Source organism: Deltaproteobacteria bacterium (genome assembly GCA_016933965.1).
Taxonomy (GTDB): Bacteria; Desulfobacterota; Syntrophia; order Syntrophales; family UBA2210; genus JAFGTS01.
In genome coordinates, this window is the sequence record JAFGTS010000036.1 from 1 (window position 1) to 22208 (window position 22208).

A 22208-nucleotide genomic window follows, 5' to 3' on the forward strand; every position below is an offset into this window, starting at 1 on the left:
AAGTACGTGAATATACATGGTTTCGGTTGCTGGCGTAGCTCAATCGGTAGAGCAGCTGATTTGTAATCAGCAGGTTGCGGGTTCGAGTCCCATCGCCAGCTCCAGTGGCTCAGATACGTGCGGAGGGGTTCCCGAGTGGCCAAAGGGAGCAGACTGTAAATCTGCCGGCGAAGCCTTCGGAGGTTCGAATCCTCCCCCCTCCACCATATGTGGATATACGTGAGGATGCGGGAGTAGCTCAGTGGCTAGAGCATCAGCCTTCCAAGCTGAGGGTCGCGGGTTCGAATCCCGTTTCCCGCTCCATTTTTTTGAGGGATCTCCAGGAAGGGAAGAAATACTGAGTTTGGAACGGCCCACGTAGCTCAGTCGGTAGAGCACATCCTTGGTAAGGATGAGGTCACCAGTTCAATCCTGGTCGTGGGCTCCATTTCAGTGAAAGCAGGTTCGGAATGAGAGATATTATCACCCTTGCATGCAGCGAATGTAAACGGAGAAATTACTCAACAACGAAGAACAAGAGGACGACCAAAAATCGCCTCGAGTTAAAGAAGTATTGCCGGTTCTGCAGAACCCATACGGTTCACAGAGAAACCAAATAGGCAGGATGACAGGAAAACAGGCCAGTAGCTCTAATGGATAGAGCACCGGACTCCAAATCCGGGTGATGGGGGTTCGAGTCCCTCCTGGCCTGCCATTTTTATTGAGCCGGGTCCGTCGATGGAAAAGATAAAGGAAAACTATAACAACATACGGCAGTTCCTCAATGAGGCCAGGGTTGAGTTGCGGAAAGTGGCATGGCCCACGCCGAAGCAGACCATTGCGTCGACATCGGTGGTCATTATCGTCGTCATGGTCGTTTCTTTCTTCCTTGGCGCCGTCGACCTGGGTCTCACGAAGATCGTTCGCATGATTTTAGGATAGGGCATGGCGTTTCACTGGTACGTCGTTCATACATATTCAAGTTTTGAGAACCGGGTCAAGCAGTCCCTCGAGGAGCGGATCCAGGCCGCGGGGATGGGTGATTTTTTCGAAGATATCCTGATCCCCGAGGAGGACGTGGTAGAGCTCAAGAAGGGCGAGAAGAAGACGTCCAAGCGCAAATTCTTTCCCGGGTACATCCTCGTGCGGATGGAGATGAATGACGATACCTGGCACCTGGTGAAGAACACGCCGAAGGTAACGGGGTTCATCGGGGTCAACGACCGTCCAACGCCGATCCCCGACGCCGACGTGGAGTCGCTCAAGACCCGGATCGACGAGGGTACGCTGAAGCCGAAACCCAAGTTCGAATTCGAGGTGGGTGATCATGTGCGGGTCATCGACGGTCCCTTCACCAATTTTGACGGCATCGTCGATGAGGTCAAGCCGGAAAAAGGCAAATTGCGTGTTATCGTAAGTATTTTCGGCCGGTCCACGCCGGTCGAGCTCGAGTTTATACAGGTCGTTCAGAACTGACCGCCAGGTGTGACGCCGGCGGAAAGTTCTGTACGGGAACTTTCACGGTAAGGGGAACGAAATGGCAAAAAAGGTAATCGCGAACATTAAGCTCCAGATCCAGGCGGGCAAGGCGACACCGTCGCCGCCGATCGGCCCGGCCCTGGGCCAGCATGGCGTGAACATCATGGAATTCTGCAAGGCGTACAACGCCTTGACGCAAAGCCAGGAAGGAACGATCATTCCTGTCATTATTACCGTTTACGCCGACAAGTCGTTCACCTTTATCACCAAGACACCGCCCACGTCGGTTCTTCTGAAACAGGCGGCCAAGATCGCCAAGGGCGCCGGTGACCCGAAGCGTGAGCAGGTGGGGCAGGTGACGGAAAAGCAGCTGAAAGAGATTGCCGAGGTCAAGTATAAAGACCTGAACGCGGTTGACATGGAAGGCGCGTTGAAGATCGTTGAAGGCACGGCGCGGTCCATGGGCATCGAGATTATTCCTTAAAACGGTTCGGAGTTTGAGCACATGTCTAACAGGGGCAAACGATACACGGAAGTAAAAAAGAAAATTGAGCCGGGCACGCGGTATACGCTGCGTGAGGCAATGGAAATAACCCTTTCGTCGGCGGGCGCGAAGTTCGACGAAACGGTCGATGCGGCCATTCGGCTCGGAGTGAATCCGAAACACGCGGACCAGATGGTTCGCGGGAGCTGTGTCCTTCCCCACGGGCTGGGGAAAACGGTCAGGGTGCTCGTCTTCGCGAAGGGTGACAAGGAACGCGAAGCCCTTGAGGCGGGTGCCGATTACGCGGGTTCCGACGAGCTGGTCGAAAAGATCAAGGGAGGGTGGCTCGACTTTGACCGGGTGGTGGCGACCCCTGATATCATGGGGACCGTCGGCAAGCTCGGGAAGATCCTGGGCCCCCGGGGCCTGATGCCCAATCCCAAGGTTGGTACGGTGACCTTCGACGTGAAGGACGCCGTTCAGGAACTCAAGGCAGGTAAAGTAGAATTCAGAGTGGAAAAAGCAGGTATTGTCCATAGTCCCGTCGGAAAAGCATCCTTCGGCGCCGACAAGCTCGTGGAGAACCTCCTGGCGCTGATCGATACGATTATAAAACTGAAACCAGCATCGAGTAAGGGAACCTACCTCAAAACCATTTCACTTTCCACAACCATGGGTCCGGGAGTCAAGGTGGATACTACGGATGTGAGGAACATTTTAAGAGCGGGATAAGATCAAAAACATAAAGTCAGAGACAGCAGGTACAGGATGTTTAATCGAACAGCGTTTCGGCCTGCCGAGACAATCGTGGTGTTTTCTGTTTTCTTCCTGTATGGGCGGTCTGACTTTCATGGATTGTAAAAGCAGGGGGTTAGCCCCTATCGAAAGGAGGCCGGAGATTGGATCGAAGTACAAAAGAACAGGTTGTTGCCGAGCTTCACGGTAAGCTGAAAGACACGAAGTTGGCCGTCCTTGTCGACTACAAGGGCATGAACGTGCGACAGATAACCGAGTTGCGCAATCAGCTCCGCAAGGTCGACGGCGAGATGAAGGTTGTGAAGAACAGTCTTCTCAGGATCGCCCTCAAGGATACGGACTTCGTGCTCCTGGAGGAGTACCTCAAGGACCCCCGGGCGCTTATCATGAATTACGGCGATGTGGTTGAACCGACGAAGGCTCTCGTGGAGTTCGCGAAGAAGAACGCCGAACTGGAGGTCATCACGGGCGTTCTCGAAGGCAGGCTCCTGACGGGCGACCAGATCAAGGTGCTTGCCGATCTGCCGAGCAAGGACGTGCTCATCGCGAAACTGCTTTCGCTCATGGTGGCCGTGCAGACACAACTGGTCACCGTCCTCAGCGCCGTTCCGAGGAGCTTCGTACAGGTCCTTGAAGCCTATCGGGTGAAAAGAGAAGAATCTGAGAATTAACACATACAGGAAGGAAGATGGAAAATGGCAAAGATCACGAAGGAAGACGTAATCAAGTTTATCGAGGAAATGACGGTCATCGAACTGTCGGAACTGGTAAAGGAACTGGAAGAAAAATTCGGTGTTTCCGCGGCGGCGCCCGTGGCGGTTGCGGCGGCCGGTGCGGCCCCGGCGGCCGGTGCGGCTGCGGCGGCGGAAGAGAAGACCGAGTTTGACGTTATTCTCACCGGGTACGGTGACCAGAAGATCCAGGTCATCAAGGTCGCCCGCGCCGTGACAGGTCTCGGGCTGAAAGAGGCCAAGGACCTCGTCGAGGGCGTTCCGAAACCGGTGAAAGAGGGTGTCTCCAAACAGGAAGCTGAAGATATTAAGGCGAAACTTGAAGAAGTAGGCGCCACCGTTGAGATCAAGTAACGAGGAAACGATACCCATCTACATCAAAAAAATGAGCTGCGGCTCAGAATAAGGGTTGTGATGGATACAATCAGAAAGAATTTCGGTCGGATCAAGAAGATCGTTGAGATCCCGAATCTCATCGAGATTCAGAAAAAGTCATATGCAAAATTCCTGCAGGCCGATGTGTCCCCGGAAAAGCGGAGCAATGTCGGCCTTCAGGGGGCCTTCAAGAGCGTCTTTCCCATCGTCGATTTCGGCGGGAAGTGCTCTCTGGAGTTCATCAGTTACAAGATCGGCACCCCCCGGTATGACGTACGGGAGTGTACCGAAAAGGGTATGACCTTCAACGCACCGCTGCGCATCGTGGTGCGGCTCGTTGTGTTTGACAGCAACCGGGGAAGCGAACAGCGGACCATCCGGGACATGAAAGAGCAGGAGATCTACTTCGGCGAGATACCGCTCATGACGGAGAACGGTACCTTCAATATCAACGGTACCGAGCGGGTCATCGTGAGCCAGCTCCACCGCTCGCCGGGCATCTTTTTTGATCATGACAAGGGGAAGACCCACGCGAGCGGCAAGCTCATCTATTCCGCCCGCATCATCCCCATCCGCGGTTCCTGGCTGGACCTGGAGTTCGACCCCAAGGACATTCTCTATGCCCGGATCGACCGGCGGCGGAAGATGCCCGTCACGATCCTCCTGAAGGCGATGGGGTATTCCGCCGGGGACCTCATGCGGTACTTCTACAACGTGGAGACGGTGGTGAACCGCGAAGGCCGGTTCTTCCTCGTCGTTGACGATGCCCTCGTCGGTGAGAAGGCGCCCGAGGACATCAAGGAGCCCAAGTCGGAGGAGTCCCTCGTCAAGAAGGGCCGGAAGATCACCAAGGTGGCCCTGAAGAAGATGGTCGACGCGGGCCTGAAGCATATAGAAGTTCCTGAGGATTACGTGGTGGGAAAGGTCCTCGCCGCCGACGTGAAGGACCCCGGAACGGACGAGTCCTTCATGAAGTGCAACGATGAGATCACCGCCGAGGGGGCGCAGCAGCTCATCGAGAAGGGGGTGAAGGAAGTTCATCTCATTCAGCTCGATGAGGAAGGGGTGAACGCCTACATCAGGAACACCATGCTCCTGGAGCGGATCGACAGCGAAGAGGAAGCGATCATTGATATCTACCGTCGGCTGCGGCCCAGCAATCCCCCGACCCTCGAAACGGCCCAGAAGTTCTTCAACAGCCTCTTTTTCAACGCCGACACCTACGACCTCTCCGACGTGGGACGGGCGAAGATCAATTACAAACTTCGCCTGAAGGACGTTCCCACGGACATCTGCGTGCTGCGGAAAGAGGACGTGATGGATGCCGTCAAGTACCTTATCAATCTCAAGAACAACATCGGCGATTACAGCGTCGACGACATCGACCATCTGGGCAACCGGAGGATCCGTTCCGTGGGTGAGCTGATAGAGAATCAGTACCGGATCGGCCTGGTGCGGATGGAACGGGCCATCAAGGAAAAGATGAGCCTGCTCGACGTGGAGACGATGATGCCCCACGACCTGGTGAACGCCAAGCCCGTCACGGCCGTTGTCAATGAGTTCTTCGGGAGCAGCCAGCTCTCGCAATTCATGGATCAGACGAACCCCCTGTCGGAGGTCACCCACAAGCGGCGTCTTTCCGCCCTGGGCCCCGGCGGCCTGACGCGCGAGCGGGCGGGGTTCGAGGTCAGGGACGTTCATAATACCCATTACGGCCGTGTCTGCCCCGTGGAAACCCCGGAAGGTCCCAATATCGGCCTGATCGTTTCACTGAGCACCTATGCCCGTGTCAACGAGTTCGGCTTCATCGAGACGCCCTCGGTCATCGTGAAGGACGGCAAGGTGGGCAGCGAGATCGTCTATCTCACCGCCATCGAGGAGGAGGACCACGTCATCGCCCAGGCCGACAGCAAGCTCGACTGGCAGGGACGGTTCACGGAGCTTCTGGTAACGGCGAAAAAGGGCGGCGATTACGTCACCGTCGATCCCACTGAGATCACCCTGATGGACGTGTCACCGAATCAGCTCGTCAGTGTCGCCGCCGGCCTCATACCGTTCCTCGAGCACGACGACGCGAACCGGGCCCTCATGGGTTCAAACATGCAACGCCAGGCGGTTCCGCTCATGAAGCCGGAAGCGCCGCTGGTGGGAACGGGAATGGAAGGCGTGGTGGCCCGTGATTCCGGTACGGTCATCGTGGCGGAACGCTCAGGTCTCATCGAGGACGTCGACGCCTCGCGGATCGTCATCAAGTGCGACGACGGCGAGGGCGACCTGTCCGGAACGGGCGTGGACATCTACAATCTCATCAAGTACCGGCGGACGAACCAGAATACCTGTTTCAACCACAAACCCATCGTTACGCGGGGAGACCGGGTCAAACGGGGCGACGTCATCGCCGACGGCTCGTCCACCGACAGCGGCGAGCTGGCGCTGGGGCGTAACGTCCTCGTGGCGTTCATGTCCTGGGGTGGTTACAATTTTGAGGATTCCATCCTGGTGAGCGAGCGCATCGTCAAGGACGATATCTACACGTCGGTCCACATCGAAGAGTTCGAGACCGTGGCCCGGGATACGAAGCTCGGCAAGGAAGAGATAACCAAGGACATCCCGAATGTCGGCGAGGAGGCCCTGCGGAACCTCGATGAGAGCGGCATCGTCCGGATGGGCGTTTCCGTGAAGGCCGGCGACATCCTCGTGGGCAAGGTGACGCCCAAGGGTGAGACGCAGCTCTCGCCTGAGGAGAAACTGCTGCGGGCCATCTTCGGTGAAAAGGCGGGTGATGTCCGCGATACCTCGTTGCGCGTACCGCCCGGCGTCGAAGGCACGGTGATCGACGCGAAGATATTCAGCCGGAAAGGTGCCGACAAGGACGCGCGGTCACAGAAGCTCGAGGATGAGGATATCGCCGCGCTTCTGAAGGACCGTGACGACGAGAAAAAGATCATTACGGAAAACGTCAAGAAAAAGGTCGCTGAAATGCTCATCAGCAAGACCGTCGTGTCGCGCCTGATGGACACGAAGAAACGGAAGATCCTGATCAAGAAGGGCGAGGTTATCACCGACGAACTTCTGAAGAAGACCCCCTTCGAATTCTGGAAGGAGATCGCCCTTGACGACGCGGATGCGGAAGAGCGCTTGAAACGGATCTGCAGGAACCTCGACGACAAGATAGATGTGATAGACAATTTCTTCGCCGAGCGGATCGAAAAGGTCAAAATGGGCGATGAGCTGCCGCCGGGCGTCATCAAGCTGGTCAAGGTCTACGTGGCGATCAAGCGGAAGCTTTCCGTGGGCGACAAGATGGCGGGACGGCACGGGAACAAGGGTGTTCTTTCCCGCATCCTTCCCGAGGAGGACATGCCCTTCTTTGAAGACGGGACACCCGTGGACATCATTCTGAACCCCCTTGGCGTTCCTTCCCGCATGAACGTGGGCCAGATCCTGGAAACGCACCTGGGGTGGGCTGCCAAGAAGCTGGGAGAGGATGTGCAGCGGCTTCTGGAAGAACGTTTCAGCGTCAAGAAAATAAAAGAAGAGCTGAAGAAGCTGTACAACACTGATGAGTTCTCCCGCTTTGTGGACGGCATGAACGAGGGCGAGTTGAAGCGGTTCGTGTCGAAACTCAAAAGTGGTATTCCCATGGCATCTCCCGTTTTCGACGGGGCCAAGGAAGGCGAGATCAAGGAAATGCTGAAGATGTCGTCCCTTCCCGAGGTAGGGCAGGTCAGACTCTATGATGGGCGGACAGGTGAGCCCTTCGACCAGCAGATCACGGTGGGCATGATCTACATGCTCAAGCTCCACCACCTGGTCGATGACAAGATCCATGCCCGGTCAATCGGTCCCTATTCGCTGGTGACCCAGCAGCCGCTGGGCGGGAAGGCCCAGTTCGGCGGGCAGCGTCTCGGCGAGATGGAGGTCTGGGCCATCGAGGCCTACGGAGCGGCCTATTCATTGCAGGAATTTCTCACCGTCAAGTCTGATGACGTGGCGGGGAGAACAAGAATGTACGAGTCAATTGTTAAGGGCGATCATACACTGGAACCGGGGTTGCCGGAGTCGTTCAATGTCCTCGTAAAGGAATTGCAGGGTCTCGGTATCGATGTGGAAATGATAGAGGACGCCTGAGATACCGATGATCGGCCCTCAAGGAAAACGATACTATAAAGGGAGTTGAATCCAGTGGAAGATATTTACGGATTTTTTGAGAAACCCAAGGATCCCATACGGTTCAATGCCGTGCGGGTGTCCCTCGCCTCGCCGGAAAAGATCATGTCCTGGTCACACGGCGAAGTGAAAAAACCTGAAACGATCAATTACCGGACCTTCAAGCCCGAGCGGGACGGCCTGTTCTGCGCGAAGATATTCGGTCCCGTGAAGGATTACGAGTGCCTCTGTGGCAGGTACAAGCGGATGAAGCACCGGGGCATGGTGTGCGAGAAATGCGGTGTCGAGGTCATTCAGTCGAAGGTCCGCCGGGTCAGGATGGGGCACATCGTCCTGGCGGCGCCGGTGGCCCATATCTGGTTTCTGAAGAGCCTCCCCAGCAGGATCGGAAATGTTCTGGATCTCACCCTGAAACAGTTGGAAAAGGTCCTCTATTTCGAATCGTGGATCGTTCTCGATCCCAAGGATACGCCCCTCGGCAAGAAGGACCTTCTGACCGAGGAAGAATATATCGAGGCCCGTGAGCAGTACGGTTCCGACAGCTTCAAGGCGGGGATCGGCGCCGAGGCCATCCGGACCCTGCTGGAAGAGATCGATCTCGAGGAGATGGATAAGGAACTGCGGGTGGAACTGGATGACGCCCATTCCGAGACGAAGAGAAAGAAGATCGTCAAGCGGCTGAAAGTGACCGAGTCCCTCAAGAAGTCGGGCAACCGGCCGGAGTGGATGATCCTGACGGTCCTTCCCGTCATACCGCCCGACCTGCGGCCCCTCGTTCCCCTAGACGGCGGCCGATTCGCCACGTCGGACCTCAACGACCTGTACCGGCGGGTCATCAACAGGAACAACCGCCTGAAACGGCTCCTCGAGCTCAACGCGCCGGAGATCATTATCCGCAACGAGAAACGCATGCTCCAGGAAGCGGTGGACGTCCTCTTCGACAACGGCCGGCGGGGGCGGGCCGTGACGGGTTCCAATAAACGTCCCCTGCGGTCCCTGTCGGACATGCTCAAGGGAAAGCAGGGCCGATTCCGGCAGAACCTGCTCGGCAAGCGGGTCGACTACTCGGGACGGTCCGTTATCACCGTCGGTCCCGACCTTCGGCTCCATCAGTGCGGGCTTCCGAAGAAAATGGCCCTGGAGCTCTTCAAGCCTTTCATCTACAACCGGCTCGAGGCAAAGGGCTTCGTTACCACGGTAAAGAGCGCGAAAAAGATGGTCGAGCGCGAAGACCCCCAGGTCTGGGACGCCCTTGACGAGGTCGTCCGGGAGTACCCCGTGCTCCTGAACCGTGCTCCCACGCTCCACCGGCTCGGTATCCAGGCATTTGAACCCGTCCTGATCGAGGGAAAGGCGATCCAGCTGCACCCGCTGGTATGCGCGGCATTCAACGCCGACTTCGACGGCGACCAGATGGCCGTTCACGTCCCCCTGTCCATTGAATCCCAGGTCGAGGCCCGGTGCCTGATGATGTCCACGAACAACATCCTTTCGCCGGCTCACGGGAAACCGATCATCGTTCCCAGCCAGGACATCGTACTGGGGATCTATTACATGACGAGGTCCAAGGAATTCGCCCGCGGGGAAAGCATGGTCTTTTCCGACCCTGAGGAGGTCCGGTGCGCCTTTGATGCCGATGCCGTCGAGCTCCATGCCAAGATCCGGGTCCGGATGAACGGCGGGCTGGTGGATACCACCGTCGGCCGGGTGCTCCTCTATGAGGTCATTCCGAAGGAGATTCCCTTTGAATTCATCAACCGGGTCATGAACAAAAAAGAACTGGCCAATCTCATCGATCACACTTACCGGTCGGTGGGCGCGAAAGCGACGGTCATTCTGGCGGACCGTCTCAAGGACGTCGGATTCAAGTACGCCACGCTGTCGGGACTCTCCATATGTATCGATAACATGATGATACCGCCCGGAAAAGAAGGCATCGTCGACCAGGCAAAGAACGATGTTCTGGAAATTCAGCAGCAGTATATGGAAGGTCTCATAACCGACGGCGAGCGTTACAACAAGGTCATTGATATCTGGGCACACGCGACTGAAAAGGTCGCCAATGAGATGCTCAGGGATATCGCCAATGAGGATGTCGCGTCCCCGGAGGGAACGGCCTTCAAGGCGGAGAGCTTCAATCCGATCTATATGATGGCCGATTCCGGCGCCCGGGGAAGCGCCGCCCAGATCAGGCAGCTTGCCGGCATGCGGGGACTGATGGCGAAACCCTCGGGAGAGATCATCGAGACGCCCATTACCGCCAATTTCAGGGAGGGGCTGTCGGTCCTGCAGTACTTCATCTCGACACACGGCGCCCGCAAGGGATTGGCCGACACGGCCCTCAAGACGGCCAACTCCGGGTACCTGACGCGCCGTCTCGTCGATGTGGCGCAGGACTGCATCATAACGGAAAGTGACTGTAATACCATTGACGGCATCGACGTGTTCGCCCTCGTGGAAGGCGGCGAGATCATCGAGACCGTCGGTGAACGGGTGCTCGGGCGTGTGGCTCTTGAGGACGTGAAAGACCCCTTCACCGGAGAGGTCATCGTTAAGGCGAGCGAGGAGATCGATGAAGCCCTGGCGGAGAAGATCGACCGGGCGGGCCTTGAACGGGTGCTGATTCGCTCCGTTCTCACCTGTAAATCGAAATTCGGTGTCTGCGCCCGGTGTTACGGGCGTGACCTTGCCCACGGCCATCTCGTCAATATCGGCGAGGCCGTCGGCATCATCGCCGCCCAGTCCATCGGCGAACCCGGCACGCAGCTGACGATGAGGACCTTCCACATCGGTGGTACGGCAAAGTTCGAGGAACATTCGACCCTGGAATCGCGCCACGACGGAACGCTGAAGTTCGTCAACCTCCACATGGAGGTGGACAGCAACAACCGCATCGTGGTCATGAGCCGCAACGGTGAGATCCATGTCCTTGACGAGAAGGAAAGGAGCCGCGGCAAGTATCCCGTTCCCTATGGCGCCCACCTGAGAATGTCCAAGGAAAAAGAGGTGAAAAAGGGCGAGCTCCTTGCCGAGTGGGACCCCTATTCCATTCCGATCCTTTCCGAGGTGAGCGGGACCATCAAGTTCGGTGACATCGTAGAAGGAAAGACCATGCAGGAGCAGGTCGACGAGGTTACCGGCCTTTCCCGCAAGGTCATCGTTGAATACCGGAATATCGATCTTCGCCCCCGGGTTTCGATCAAGGACAAGGACGGCAAAACGGCAAAACTGCCCGGGACGAACGTTATCGCCCGCCACCTTCTTCCCGTGGGGGCCAACATCGTCGTGTCCGAGGGCGAGTTCATACGGGCCGGTGACATCATTGCCAAGATCCCCCGGGAAACGACGAAGACCAAGGACATCACCGGCGGTCTGCCCCGTGTCGCCGAGCTTTTCGAGGCGCGGAAACCAAAGGAGCATGCCGTTATTTCCGAGATCGACGGCACCGTCACCTACGGTGAGGGCGTCAAGGGCAAGAGGCGGGTCATCATCACCCCCGACGTGGGCGATCCCAAGGAATATCTCATCCAGAAGGGGAAACACATCAGCGTCCAGGAAGGTGACGTGGTGGTGGCGGGACAGTCCCTGATGGACGGCGCCAGCAACCCTCACGACATTCTCAGCATCAAGGGGGAAAAGGACCTGGCCCGCTACCTGGTGGACGAGGTCCAGGAGGTCTACCGGCTGCAGGGTGTCAAGATCAACGACAAGCACATTGAGATTATCGTCCGGCAGATGCTCAAGAAGGTTCGTATCATGGAACCGGGAAGTACGTCCTTCCTTGCAGACGAGCAGGTGGACCGGTCCGAGTTCGAAGAGGCGAACGAAGCGGTTGCCGCCGCCGGCGGGACCCCGGCCATCGCCGAGCCGGTGCTTCTGGGAATCACCAAGGCATCGCTGACGACGGACAGCTTCATATCGGCGGCGTCGTTCCAGGAAACGACCCGCGTCCTCACGGAAGCGGCCATGTCGGGGAAGATCGATTTTCTGAGGGGCCTGAAAGAGAACGTTATCATGGGTCGTCTCATCCCCGCCGGAACAGGGATCACCACCTACAAGAAGCTGGGTATCGACGTCGATGACGCCGGTGAGGAAGCGGCCCCGGAAGAGTCTCAATTAATTGAGCATGAAGAAGAGAAAAGCCTTGACAGAGAAGCTGCGAATTGATACACAGACCGAATTTCTGCGTGTACTTGATTAGTTCGGCGGCAGTGAATATTGCAGTGGAGGAAGAATGCCAACAATCAACCAGTTGATACGAAAAGGGAGACAGAAGGTACGGAAAAAGACGGCCGCCCCCGCGCTGGCGGAATGCCCCCAGCGGCGAGGTGTCTGTGTTCGTGTGTATACGACGACGCCCAAGAAGCCCAATTCCGCTCTGCGAAAGGTCGCCCGTGTGCGCCTCACGAGCGGATATGAAGTGACGTCTTACATCCCGGGGATCGGCCATAATCTGCAGGAACATTCCGTCGTACTGGTGCGTGGCGGCAGAGTCAAGGACCTTCCCGGCGTGCGATACCACATCGTGCGTGGCACGCTCGATGCCATTGGAGTGCAGGATAGAAAACAGGGACGTTCAAAATACGGAGCAAAGAGAGAGAAGTAAGCAGGGATAAGTGCCATGCCGAGAAGACGAGAGGTAACAAAACGAAAGGTTCTGCCGGATCCGAAATATAACAGCGTGCTCGTGGCGCGCTTCGTCAACAACCTTCTGAAGAAGGGGAAGAAGAGCACCGCCGAGTCGATCCTTTATGGGGCCTTTGACATTATTGAACACAAGAGCAAGGAGTCGCCCATCGATGTCTTTGAGCGGGCGATGAGCAATGTCAAACCCGTTCTCGAGGTGAAATCGCGGCGGGTAGGCGGGGCCACCTATCAGGTCCCCACGGAAGTGCAGCCGGACAGGCGGGTCGCCCTGGCGATCCGGTGGCTGATCGGCAACGCGAATGGTCGTGCCGGAAAAAGCATGAGGGAAAAGCTTGCAGCCGAGTTGATTGATGCGGCCGAAAACAGAGGCGGAGCGATCAAAAAGAAAGAGGACACCCATAAGATGGCCGAGGCCAACAAGGCCTTTGCCCATTATCGGTTTTAAGGGCGTCCCTCCGCGACGGTTTATTCAGAGCAGGTGAACATCTCTTGGCACGGCAGGTTCTTTTACAGCATATACGTAATATCGGCATCATGGCCCATATCGATGCGGGGAAAACCACGACCACGGAGAGGGTTCTCTATTACACGAAGGTTTCCCACAAGATGGGCGAAGTGCATGACGGCGCCGCTGTCATGGACTGGATGGAACAGGAACAGGAGCGGGGAATCACCATCACCTCCGCCGCGACGACCTGTTTCTGGAAGGATAACCGGATTAATATTATCGATACCCCGGGGCATGTTGATTTTACGATTGAAGTTGAGCGGTCGTTGCGGGTTCTTGATGGTGCCGTCGCCCTGTTCTGTGCCGTCGGCGGTGTTGAGCCCCAGTCGGAGGTCGTCTGGAGGCAGGCCGACAAATACGGTGTTCCCCGGATCTCTTTCATCAACAAGATGGACAGGGTCGGGGCCGATTTCCGGGGAGTTGTCAGAGCCATAAAAAACCGGCTGGGAGCGAACCCCCTGCCGCTGCAAATACCCATCGGCTCGGAGGAAACGTTCCGAGGCGTTGTCGATCTCATCCGGATGCGGGCGATCATCTATGATCAGGATACCCTGGGCTCCGAATATACCACGAGCGAGATACCTCCCGATCTGAGAGAAACGGCTGAAAAAGAGAGAGAAGCACTCATCGAGTCCCTCGCCGACTATGACGAGGAACTGATGACGAAATATTTGAACGAAGAAGTTCTTTCACATGAAGACATCATGCAGGCGGTCAGGAAAGCGACCCTGTCGATGAAGATAACACCGGTTCTGTGCGGCTCCGCATTCAAGAACAAGGGCGTGCAGCCGCTGCTCGACGCCGTCATCGACTACCTTCCGTCGCCGCTGGATCTGCCGCCCGTGGTCGCGCGGGATACCAAAGGCGGGACCCTGTCGGTCGAGCCCCGGGACGAGGCTCCCTTTGCGGCGCTTGCCTTCAAGATCATGACCGATCCCTACGTGGGCCAGCTGACCTACTTCAGGGTGTACGCCGGCGTTCTGGAGAGCGGTTCCTATATTTACAACGCCTCGAAGGAAAAGCGCGAACGGATCGGGCGCCTTCTGAAGATGCACGCGGACAAGCGCGAGGACATAAAGGAAGTACGGACCGGTGATATCGCCGCCGCGGTGGGCATGAAGGTGACATCCACGGGAGACACGCTCTGCGATGTGAACAGCCCGCTCCTGCTGGAAAAGCTCGAATTTCCCGAACCCGTCATCGCCATTGCCATCGAGCCGAAAACGAAGGTGGACGAGGAAAAGCTTGACACGGCGCTGCAGAAGATCAGCCGTGAAGACCCGACCTTCCGGGTCAGGCAGGACAGGGACACGGGACAGACCCTGATATCGGGCATGGGCGAGCTTCACCTTGAGATCATCGTGGACCGGCTCTCGCGGGAATTCGGCCTCGGAGCGAATATCGGAAATCCCCAGGTGGCCTACAAGGAGACGATCCGGCGGGGTGGACGGGCCGAAGGCAAGTTCGTCAGGCAGTCGGGCGGACGAGGCCAGTACGGTCATGTCTGGCTGGAGATAGAACCGCAGGTGCCCGGCGGCGGGTTCGAGTTCAAGGACAGGATCATCGGCGGCGTCATTCCCCGCGAGTTTGTCCCGGCCGTCGAAAAGGGTGTCCGGGAAGCCCTGGAAGAGGGAGTACTGGCAGGCTATCCCGTTGTGGATGTCCAGGTGAGCCTGGTCGACGGCTCGTACCACGAGGTGGATTCATCGGAGCTCGCTTTCAAGGTGGCCGGTTCCATGGCCTTCAAGGAAGCCGCCAGGCGGTGCCATCCGATCCTCCTGGAGCCCATCATGTCTGTTGAAGTCGTCGTTCCAAAGGAGTACCTGGGCGATGTCATCGGCAGCCTCAGCTCCCGGCGGGGAAAGATTGTCAGCCTGGAATCGAGGCCCGCGTCGGAAGCGATCCACGCGGAGGTCCCCCTCGCGGAGATGTTCGGCTACGCGACCGATCTGCGGTCAAAGACGCAGGGACGAGCCGCCTTTACGATGAAGTTTTTGAATTATAATGCCTTGTCAGAAGATTTGGCTCGGGATATTGTTGAAAAAAAGCAGAGGAAATAATAATCAGGAATTCTGAATACAACCATTTGATAACCAAAAGGAGGTAATGGTTATGGCTAAAAAGAAATTCGAGAGGACGAAGCCGCATTTGAATATCGGCACCATCGGCCATGTCGATCACGGTAAGACGACCTTGACGTCGGCAATAACGAAGCACCTCGCCAGCAAGGGAATGGCCGAATATATGGCCTTTGACGCGATCGACAACGCGCCGGAGGAGAAGGAACGCGGCGTCACGATCAATATCGCCCACGTTGAGTATCAGACGGATAAGCGGCACTATGCGCACGTGGACTGCCCGGGTCATGCCGACTATATCAAGAACATGATATCGGGGGCCGCCCATATGGACGGTACCATCCTGGTCGTTGCGGCGTCGGACGGTCCCATGCCGCAGACGCGGGAACACATCCTCCTTGCACGCCAGGTGCAGGTTCCCTCGGTTGTTGTGTATATGAACAAGGTTGACCTTGTCGATGATCCGGAGCTTCTCGACCTCGTCGAGCTCGAACTGCGGGAGCTCCTGAACGAATACAAGTTCCCCGGTGATGATATTCCCATCATCAGAGGGTCCGCCCTGAAAGCACTGGAGAGCGATGACCCCAATTCCGAGGACGTGAAGAGCATCTGGGAACTGCTTGAGGCGGTCGACAGTTATATCCCCGAACCCCAGCGGGATCTGGACAAGCCCTTCCTGATGCCCATCGGTGACGTGTTCACCATTTCCGGTCGCGGTACCGTCGTGACGGGGCGAGTGGACCGTGGGATCGTCAAGACCGGTGAGGAAGTGGAAGTCGTCGGCATTCGGCCGACCTTCAAGACCGTCTGCACGGGCGTTGAAATGTTCCGCAAGACCCTGGATGAAGGACGGGCCGGTGATGACATCGGTGTCCTGCTCAGGGGTACGAAGCGGGAAGAGGTGGAAAGAGGCCAGGTCGTCGCGAAACCGGGCTCCATTACGCCGCACACGAAGTTCAAAGCCCAGGTCTACGTTCTGACCAAGGAAGAGGGCGGACGGCATACCCCCTTCTTTGATGGATACCGTCCCCAGTTCTACTTCAGGACGACCGACGTGACCGGTGTCTGCCATCTGCCGGAAGGTACGGAGATGGTCATGCCCGGAGACAACGTGGAAATGACTGCTGAATTGATCACCCCCATCGCGATGGAGGAACAGCTGCGGTTCGCCATTCGTGAAGGCGGGAGGACGGTCGGCGCCGGAGTGATCAGCCAGATTATAGAGTAGGGAAATGGAAAATCAGAAGATACGAATTCGGCTCAAGGCGTACGATTACAAGCTGCTTGACAGATCGGCGCAGGATATCGTGGAAACGGCGAAACGGACCGGCGCCCGCGTGGCGGGCCCCATCCCGCTCCCCACGGTGATCAACAAGTTCTGTGTAAACAGATCTCCCCATGTGGATAAGAAGTCCCGGGAACAGTTTGAGATACGAACGCACAAGCGGCTCATCGATATTATCGAACCGACGCAGGCGACCGTGGATACCCTGATGAAGCTGGACCTCTCGGCCGGCGTTGATGTGGAAATCAAATTGTAGGGTTACTCGGAGTGAGGAGATGGCACTGGTGGTTTTTCCATCTCCTCCTTTTTTGTCAATACCTTAAACGGGAATGTGTCATTATTATGAAGAAGGCGCTGATTGGAAAAAAGTTAGGAATGACCCAGATATTCTGGGAGGACGGCTCTGTGGTGCCCGTTACGGCCGTTGAGGTCGGGCCCTGCGTCGTTATCCAGAAAAAGCTGGAAGATACGGACGGTTACAACGCCATCCAGCTTGGGTACGGTCGGGTGAAGGAGAAGAACATCACGAAGCCGCTTCGGGGGCATTTCGCGAAGGCGGACAAGGGGGCGTTCCGGGTGCTCAAAGAGGTCAGGACCGACGATGTCGACGAATACGAGGTCGGACAGGAACTGCGGGCGGACATCTTTGAGATCGGCGACCATGTCGATGTAGTGGGCACGACGAAGGGAAGAGGTTTTGCCGGTGTCATCAAGCGGCACGGCTTCAGAGGCGGAAGGGCCTCGCACGGTTCCATGTTCCACCGGGCGCCGGGCTCCATCGGCGCGAGCGCCGATCCCTCCCGGGTATTCAAGGGAACGAAACTGCCGGGACAGATGGGCGACAAGCGCAAGACCGTTCAGAACCTCATCATCGCCGGCGTGCGGCCCGAGCATAACATCATATTAATCAAGGGAGCCGTCCCCGGCAGTATCAACGGGATCGTTCTCGTGCAGGATTCTGTCAAATACTGAGGGTGCAGAGTTGTATCATGTCGATTCTCAACGTGTACGATATTGAAAAGAACAAGGTGGCGGAAATAGAGGTCGATGACGCTGTTTTCGGCGCGCCGATAAAAGAACATGTCATGCATGAGGTCGTGCGGATGCAGATGGCATGCAGACGGCAGGGGACCGCCTCGACGAAGGGCCGCAGCGACGTGAGCGGCGGCGGCAAAAAGCCCTGGCGCCAGAAAGGAACGGGACGGGCCCGCGTCGGCACGCTCCGGTCGCCCATCTGGAGGGGTGGAGGGATCGTTTTCGGACCCAAACCCCGTGATTACGCGTACAAGGTCCCCAAGAAGGTCAGAAAGGTCGCCCTGCGGTCGGCCCTGAGCCTGAAGGCGCAGGAAAACAGGATCATCGTCCTCCGGGACTTCCCCATGGAGGAGATCAAGACCAGGAAATTCAAGGAAGTTCTTGACCGGTTCGAATTGAAAAAGGTCCTTTTCATCATCGACAGGGAAAATGCGATCCTGGAAAAGTCCTCCCGAAACATCAAGGATGTGAAGATGTTGCGCTCGGAAGGCGTGAATGTGTACGACCTTCTGAAGTACGATACTCTGGTCCTCCTGGAACCGTCGGTGAAACAGATAGAGGGAGCGTTGCTGTCATAATGGATATGTACTCGATTATAAAAAAGCCGGTGATCACGGAGAAATCCACCTTTCTCAGAGAGGATGGGAACAAGTATATCTTCGAAGTGGCTTCCGACGCCACGAAGGTCGATATTCGCGCCGCCGTCGAGAAGATCTTCAAGGTCAAGGTCGTGGATGTTCATACGATCAGTATGAAGGGAAAACGCAAAAGACTGGGAAGGACAATGGGCAGGAGAAAAGACTGGAAGAAGGCCGTTGTCACCCTTGCCCCCGGCAACAGCATCGAAGTATTCGAAGGAGTTTAACGAGAGAAGGCTTGGATAATGGCTATTAAACAATACAAACCGACATCGCCCGGCAAGAGATTTCGAACCGGTTCTTCCTTTGAGGAGATCACGAAATCGAAACCCGAAAAGGGTCTTCTCGAACCGCTGAAGAGATCGGGCGGACGCAACAATCTCGGCCGGATGACGAGCAGGCATATCGGCGGCGGCCACAAGCGGCGTTTCAGGGTCGTTGATTTCAGGCGTGACAAGATGGATGTTCCTGCAAAGGTGGCGGCCATCGAATACGATCCCAACCGCTCGTCCCGGATAGCCCTGCTGCATTACGCCGACGGAGAGAAGCGCTACATCATCGCCCCCAACGGTCTTCAAGTGGGAGCCACCATCGTGAGCAGCGAGAGGGCCGACATCAAGGAGGGGAACACGATGCCCCTGAAGAGCATCCCCCTGGGTTCGCTCATTCACAATCTTGAGTTGAAGATCGGAAAAGGCGGGCAGATGATCCGCAGCGCCGGTTCCTACGGGCAGTTGATGGCGAAGGAAGGAAGTTACGCGCAGATCCGCCTTCCCTCGGGAGAGGTCAGAAAGGTCCATGTGGAATGCAGGGCCACCATCGGCCAGGTGGGGAACATCGAGCATGAGAACATCAGCATCGGAAAGGCCGGCAGGTCCCGCTGGATGGGCAAGAGACCCAAGGTCCGCGGCGTTGCCATGAACCCCATCGACCATCCCATGGGCGGCGGTGAAGGAAAATCATCGGGCGGAAGACATCCCTGCACTCCCTGGGGTATTCCGACCAAGGGATACAAGACACGGAAGCGCAAGGAATCCGATAAATACATCGTGAAGAAGAGAGGTTAAAGGGTGGCGCGTTCAATCAAAAAAGGTCCCTATATTTCTGAGAAGCTTCTGAAAAAGGTCAGAAAGGTCGAGGAGACCGGTGACCGAGGAGTCATCAAGACGTGGTCCCGCCGTTCGATGGTCGTTCCGGAACTGGTAGGCCATACCTTTGCCGTTCACAACGGGAAGAAATTCATTCCCGTCTATATAACGGAGGACATGGTCGGCCATAAGCTCGGTGAATTCGCGCCGACGCGAACTTTCTTCGGGCACGCGGGAGACAGGAAAACGAAGGTAAAGAAGCGCTAACGCAGAACGTGACTCATGGAGTTTTGAGATTCAATGGAAGCAAGAGCTATTGCCAAATATGTTCGGATATCGCCCCAGAAGGCGAGACTGGTCGTTGATCTGATCAGGGGAAAAGAAGTCGACGAGGCGGAGCGGATACTTGCCTTTACGCGTAAAAAGGCCGCCTTGATTGTGAACAAGGTCCTCAAGTCCGCCCGGGCGAACGCGACGCAGAACCCCAACATCGACGAAAATATCCTCTATGTGAAGGAAATTTTTGTGGGCGCCGGCCCGACGCTGAAAAGATGGCGGGCCCGGGCGCAGGGTCGTGTGGCGCCCATCCGGAAACGAACGAGTCATATAACAGTCGTGCTTGATGAACGGTAGGAAGTGAGGAGGTGAAGCTTGGGGCAGAAGGTTAATCCCATCGGATTCAGACTGGGCGTCAATAAAACCTGGAAATCCCAGTGGTTCTCGGAGCGCAATTACAGTGAATTGCTCCATGAGGACATGCGGGTGAGAGAGCATCTCAAGAAGAAGTTCTATCATGCCGGTATCGCGGGGATCGATATTGAACGAGCCGCCGACAAGGCGAAGATAAATATACACACCGCCCGCCCGGGGATCATTATCGGACGGAAGGGTTCCGAGATAGAAAAGGTCAAGAAGGACCTTGAATCGATCATGTCCGGCGAGGCGATCATTAATATTCTTGAAGTACGGAAACCGGAGATCAACGCGCAGCTCGTAGCTGAGAACATAGCGCTCCAGCTTGAGCGAAGGGTCGGTTTCAGGCGGGCCATGAAGCGTGCCGTCACCACGGCTCTCAAGTTCGGGGCCCAGGGCATCCGGGTGGCCTGCGCGGGCCGGCTGGGCGGCGCTGAAATGGCACGACGGGAGTGGTACCGGGAAGGAAGGGTCCCCCTCCACACGTTGCGGGCCGACATCGATTACGGTTTCGCGGAAGGTCGCACCACCTATGGCGCCATTGGTGTCAAGGTTCTCATATTTCACGGTGAAGTTCTGCCCGACAGGGAAAGCCCCGTGAGTGCGTGATCGCTGTTGTGCCGGCGGGCACAACGGACAGGATGGAATACTATGTTATCACCGAAGAGAGTCAAGTACAGAAAGATTCAGAAGGGCCGGGTCGGCGGAAAGGCCCAGAAGGGCAACACGGTAGATTTCGGCGAGTTCGGATTGCAGGCCCTGGAGCCGGGCCGGATAACGGCGCGTCAGATCGAGGCGGCTCGAATCGCCATATCCCGCCGGGTACGGCGTGGCGGCAAGATATGGATCCGCATATTCCCGCACAAATCCCTGACGAAAAAGCCGGCGGAAACGCGTATGGGGAAGGGAAAGGGATCACCCGAGGAATGGGTTGCCGTGGTAAAGTCGGGAACGGTCCTCTATGAGATGGAAGGCGTGCCGAAGGACATCGCCTTTGACGCTCTCAGGCTCGCGGCCCAGAAGCTTCCCATAAAGACGAAAATTCTTTCCAGGGAGATATTCGATGAAGATTAAACAGATCAGGGATCTCAGCATCGAGGAACTGAAACAGAAGGAACGGGATCTCTCGAAGGAACTCTTTAAACTGCGGTTCCAGTTCGCGTCGGGGCAGCTTGATTCCACGGCGTCCCTGACCTACACGAAGAAGGATATCGCCCGGATCAAAACAGTTATCAGGGAACGGGAGATTGCGGAGTCACGATGATGGAAGGAAGAGGCATTAAGAGAACCCTGCAGGGCATTGTTATCAGCGACAAGATGGACAAGACCGTCGTGGTGCGGACGGAACGGCTGGTGAAACACCCGAAGTTCCATAAATACATCAGGCGACATATGAAATACAAAGCCCACGACGAAGGGAATCAGTGCGGCGTGGGAGATACGGTACTGATAGTTGAATCACGTCCTCTCAGCAAGGATAAGCGCTGGAGGGTTCGAACGATCCTGGAAAAGGCGAAATAACAGGTCGAGTTTTGCGGAGAACATGAAGTCATGATCCAGATGCAATCCATGTTGAATGTGGCGGATAATTCCGGAGCGAAGAAGGTCTGCTGCATAAAGGTACTTGGCGGATCGCGGAAGAGATATGCCCGCGTGGGAGACGTTATCGTCGTGTCGGTCAAGGAAGCGATCCCCAATTCCAAGGTGAAGAAAGGCGATGTCGTCAAGGCGGTCGTGGTGAGGACCAGGAAGGAGATCGGCCGGGAAGACGGGTCCTATCTGCGTTTTGACGATAATTCAGCCGTTTTGATAAATGAATCTCTCGAGCCCCTGGGAACCCGGATATTCGGACCGGTGGCGCGCGAGCTGCGGGCCAAGCAGTTCATGAAGATCGTGTCCCTGGCTCCCGAGGTGATATAGAGAGGTGGAAGGTATATAGCGATGGAGCGGGTCCACATAAGAAAAGGTGATATGGTCGAAGTGATCGCCGGCAGGGAGAAGGGAAAGACCGGCAAGGTGGTCAGCATCAACCATGACAAGAATCGGGTGATCGTCGAAAAGCTGAATTTCGTCAAGAAGCATCAGAGACCCGACATGAAGGGAAAGGGAGGGATCCTGGAAAAGGAAGGCTCGATCCATCTGTCGAACGTGAAGATCATCTGCAACAAGTGTGACAAGGGCGTCCGCATCGGATACAAGATCCTCGAAGACGGCAAGAAGGTTCGCATCTGCAAGAAGTGCCAGGAAATTCTGGATGAATAA

Annotated in this window: 26 protein-coding genes and 5 tRNA genes; all 31 read left to right on the forward strand. The window is 56.6% G+C overall.

Features of this window, described 5'->3' with window-relative positions; all coding sequences use genetic code 11:
* Positions 1 to 28: 28 nt before the first annotated feature.
* A tRNA-Thr gene (locus tag JXO48_08490) sits at positions 29 to 104 on the forward strand.
* Positions 105 to 121: 17 nt separating this feature from the next.
* A tRNA-Tyr gene (locus tag JXO48_08495) sits at positions 122 to 206 on the forward strand.
* 21 nt (positions 207 to 227) lie between these two features.
* Positions 228 to 303 (forward strand) — tRNA-Gly (locus JXO48_08500).
* A gap of 48 nt (positions 304 to 351) precedes the next feature.
* Positions 352 to 427 (forward strand) — tRNA-Thr (locus JXO48_08505).
* 22 nt (positions 428 to 449) lie between these two features.
* Complete coding sequence (rpmG, locus tag JXO48_08510; GenBank protein MBN2283916.1) at positions 450 to 599, forward strand: 50S ribosomal protein L33; 150 nt, start codon at positions 450 to 452, stop codon at positions 597 to 599.
* Between the two features lie 18 nt (positions 600 to 617).
* A tRNA-Trp gene (locus JXO48_08515) sits at positions 618 to 694 on the forward strand.
* 23 nt (positions 695 to 717) lie between these two features.
* Positions 718 to 921 carry a preprotein translocase subunit SecE gene (gene secE, locus JXO48_08520; protein MBN2283917.1) on the forward strand — a complete coding sequence of 68 codons (204 nt, stop codon included), beginning with the start codon at positions 718 to 720 and terminating at the stop codon, positions 919 to 921.
* A 3-nt stretch (positions 922 to 924) separates the two neighbouring features.
* On the forward strand, positions 925 to 1455 hold the full coding sequence (gene nusG / locus JXO48_08525) for a transcription termination/antitermination protein NusG (GenBank protein ID MBN2283918.1): 531 nt from the start codon (positions 925 to 927) through the stop codon (positions 1453 to 1455).
* Positions 1456 to 1516: 61 nt separating this feature from the next.
* Positions 1517 to 1942: a 50S ribosomal protein L11 gene (rplK, locus tag JXO48_08530; GenBank protein MBN2283919.1), complete on the forward strand. Its 426-nt coding sequence runs from the start codon at positions 1517 to 1519 to the stop codon at positions 1940 to 1942.
* 21 nt (positions 1943 to 1963) lie between these two features.
* Positions 1964 to 2674, forward strand: a complete 711-nt coding sequence (locus JXO48_08535) for a 50S ribosomal protein L1 (protein ID MBN2283920.1) — start codon at positions 1964 to 1966, stop codon at positions 2672 to 2674.
* A gap of 167 nt (positions 2675 to 2841) precedes the next feature.
* A complete protein-coding gene (gene rplJ, locus JXO48_08540) occupies positions 2842 to 3369 on the forward strand; it encodes a 50S ribosomal protein L10 (protein ID MBN2283921.1) in 528 nt (175 codons plus the stop codon).
* A gap of 24 nt (positions 3370 to 3393) precedes the next feature.
* Positions 3394 to 3783, forward strand: coding sequence for a 50S ribosomal protein L7/L12 (rplL, locus tag JXO48_08545; GenBank protein ID MBN2283922.1), 390 nt, complete (start codon positions 3394 to 3396; stop codon positions 3781 to 3783).
* Between the two features lie 60 nt (positions 3784 to 3843).
* Entirely contained in the window at positions 3844 to 7935 is a 4092-nt protein-coding gene (gene rpoB / locus JXO48_08550; protein MBN2283923.1) for a DNA-directed RNA polymerase subunit beta, read from the forward strand.
* Between the two features lie 54 nt (positions 7936 to 7989).
* Complete coding sequence (gene rpoC, locus JXO48_08555) at positions 7990 to 12141, forward strand: DNA-directed RNA polymerase subunit beta' (protein MBN2283924.1); 4152 nt, start codon at positions 7990 to 7992, stop codon at positions 12139 to 12141.
* A gap of 67 nt (positions 12142 to 12208) precedes the next feature.
* A complete protein-coding gene (locus tag JXO48_08560) occupies positions 12209 to 12580 on the forward strand; it encodes a 30S ribosomal protein S12 (protein ID MBN2283925.1) in 372 nt (123 codons plus the stop codon).
* 15 nt (positions 12581 to 12595) lie between these two features.
* Complete coding sequence (rpsG, locus tag JXO48_08565; GenBank protein ID MBN2283926.1) at positions 12596 to 13066, forward strand: 30S ribosomal protein S7; 471 nt, start codon at positions 12596 to 12598, stop codon at positions 13064 to 13066.
* A gap of 44 nt (positions 13067 to 13110) precedes the next feature.
* Positions 13111 to 15189 (forward strand): elongation factor G, encoded by a 2079-nt coding sequence (fusA, locus tag JXO48_08570; GenBank protein MBN2283927.1) that lies wholly within the window; start codon positions 13111 to 13113, stop codon positions 15187 to 15189.
* A gap of 52 nt (positions 15190 to 15241) precedes the next feature.
* Positions 15242 to 16435, forward strand: coding sequence for an elongation factor Tu (gene tuf, locus JXO48_08575; protein ID MBN2283928.1), 1194 nt, complete (start codon positions 15242 to 15244; stop codon positions 16433 to 16435).
* Between the two features lie 4 nt (positions 16436 to 16439).
* A complete protein-coding gene (gene rpsJ / locus JXO48_08580; protein ID MBN2283929.1) occupies positions 16440 to 16748 on the forward strand; it encodes a 30S ribosomal protein S10 in 309 nt (102 codons plus the stop codon).
* A gap of 86 nt (positions 16749 to 16834) precedes the next feature.
* Positions 16835 to 17464 carry a 50S ribosomal protein L3 gene (gene rplC, locus JXO48_08585; protein ID MBN2283930.1) on the forward strand — a complete coding sequence of 210 codons (630 nt, stop codon included), beginning with the start codon at positions 16835 to 16837 and terminating at the stop codon, positions 17462 to 17464.
* Between the two features lie 17 nt (positions 17465 to 17481).
* Positions 17482 to 18105: a 50S ribosomal protein L4 gene (gene rplD / locus JXO48_08590; protein ID MBN2283931.1), complete on the forward strand. Its 624-nt coding sequence runs from the start codon at positions 17482 to 17484 to the stop codon at positions 18103 to 18105.
* Positions 18105 to 18392: a 50S ribosomal protein L23 gene (locus tag JXO48_08595; GenBank protein MBN2283932.1), complete on the forward strand. Its 288-nt coding sequence runs from the start codon at positions 18105 to 18107 to the stop codon at positions 18390 to 18392. The genes rplD and JXO48_08595 overlap by 1 nt, the downstream gene beginning before the upstream one ends.
* Positions 18393 to 18410: 18 nt before the next feature.
* Positions 18411 to 19232 carry a 50S ribosomal protein L2 gene (gene rplB, locus JXO48_08600; GenBank protein MBN2283933.1) on the forward strand — a complete coding sequence of 274 codons (822 nt, stop codon included), beginning with the start codon at positions 18411 to 18413 and terminating at the stop codon, positions 19230 to 19232.
* 3 nt (positions 19233 to 19235) lie between these two features.
* A complete protein-coding gene (gene rpsS / locus JXO48_08605; protein MBN2283934.1) occupies positions 19236 to 19520 on the forward strand; it encodes a 30S ribosomal protein S19 in 285 nt (94 codons plus the stop codon).
* 33 nt (positions 19521 to 19553) lie between these two features.
* On the forward strand, positions 19554 to 19886 hold the full coding sequence (rplV, locus tag JXO48_08610; GenBank protein ID MBN2283935.1) for a 50S ribosomal protein L22: 333 nt from the start codon (positions 19554 to 19556) through the stop codon (positions 19884 to 19886).
* Between the two features lie 18 nt (positions 19887 to 19904).
* Positions 19905 to 20555 (forward strand): 30S ribosomal protein S3, encoded by a 651-nt coding sequence (rpsC, locus tag JXO48_08615; GenBank protein ID MBN2283936.1) that lies wholly within the window; start codon positions 19905 to 19907, stop codon positions 20553 to 20555.
* Between the two features lie 42 nt (positions 20556 to 20597).
* Complete coding sequence (gene rplP, locus JXO48_08620) at positions 20598 to 21020, forward strand: 50S ribosomal protein L16 (GenBank protein ID MBN2283937.1); 423 nt, start codon at positions 20598 to 20600, stop codon at positions 21018 to 21020.
* Positions 21010 to 21210 carry a 50S ribosomal protein L29 gene (gene rpmC, locus JXO48_08625; GenBank protein MBN2283938.1) on the forward strand — a complete coding sequence of 67 codons (201 nt, stop codon included), beginning with the start codon at positions 21010 to 21012 and terminating at the stop codon, positions 21208 to 21210. The genes rplP and rpmC overlap by 11 nt, the downstream gene beginning before the upstream one ends.
* Positions 21210 to 21467 carry a 30S ribosomal protein S17 gene (gene rpsQ / locus JXO48_08630; GenBank protein ID MBN2283939.1) on the forward strand — a complete coding sequence of 86 codons (258 nt, stop codon included), beginning with the start codon at positions 21210 to 21212 and terminating at the stop codon, positions 21465 to 21467. The genes rpmC and rpsQ overlap by 1 nt, the downstream gene beginning before the upstream one ends.
* Positions 21468 to 21497: 30 nt before the next feature.
* Entirely contained in the window at positions 21498 to 21866 is a 369-nt protein-coding gene (rplN, locus tag JXO48_08635) for a 50S ribosomal protein L14 (GenBank protein ID MBN2283940.1), read from the forward strand.
* A 21-nt stretch (positions 21867 to 21887) separates the two neighbouring features.
* On the forward strand, positions 21888 to 22208 hold the full coding sequence (locus JXO48_08640) for a 50S ribosomal protein L24 (protein MBN2283941.1): 321 nt from the start codon (positions 21888 to 21890) through the stop codon (positions 22206 to 22208).